Source organism: Endozoicomonas atrinae (genome assembly GCF_001647025.1).
Lineage (GTDB): Bacteria > Pseudomonadota > Gammaproteobacteria > Pseudomonadales > Endozoicomonadaceae > Endozoicomonas > Endozoicomonas atrinae.
In genome coordinates, this window is the sequence record NZ_LUKQ02000712.1 from 1 (window position 1) to 660 (window position 660).

The 660-nt window shown below is 49.4% G+C and carries 1 protein-coding gene; it reads left to right on the forward strand.

The genetic code is table 11. The features are described 5' to 3' along the window. On the forward strand, positions 1 to 660 hold a 660-nt coding region (locus AK963_RS34265; protein ID WP_175404773.1), incomplete at both ends, for a hypothetical protein.

Sequence of the window (660 nt, forward strand, 5' to 3'; positions counted from 1 at the left end):
TCTCTATACCGTGGGTGAGATCATCTATGGCTATGGCAAGATTGCTGAAACGGTAAAAGCCAGCGATATAGCAAAGCCAATGTTGGAAACCACCAACTACCTGCGAGCCCTTGGTAAAGAGTTCGCTGATTCAGCGGCAGGCAATGCAAAAGCGGCAAAACAAGCTGTAGATAACGTGATTGATACCATCACAAAGAAAAGTGAAGACTCGACTACAAAATTCCAAGCCAGCATCAAGCGAAACATTGACCTCTCTAAGAAAAAAATTGATGAACTGCTCGGCAACTATCAAAAGGTTAATGAAGCCATTGAAGAAGTGGGAGAAACCTTCGGCGATACCTTTGAAAGTGCGGCAGTGGCCTTGGAAAAAATCGACGCTGCTGAAACCAGTGCGGAACTGGCCAGTCTTGGCGTGGTATTAGCGGAATCCTTACGGGCAGGCATTATCACGCAGGAGGAATATTACGAGGCGACCGAGGCCAGCCGGGAAAAGCTTCAGCAGTTTAATAAAGAGGCCAGGAAAACCAAGGAGTCACTCAAAGACGTTGGCGACAGTGCCGAGCAAGCCGGAGCGCAACAGGCCGAAGCGCTGACCGATGCCTCCACTATTGCCGGAGTTATGGCCGGTCATTACAACACTCTGGCCGAAGAACTACAGGG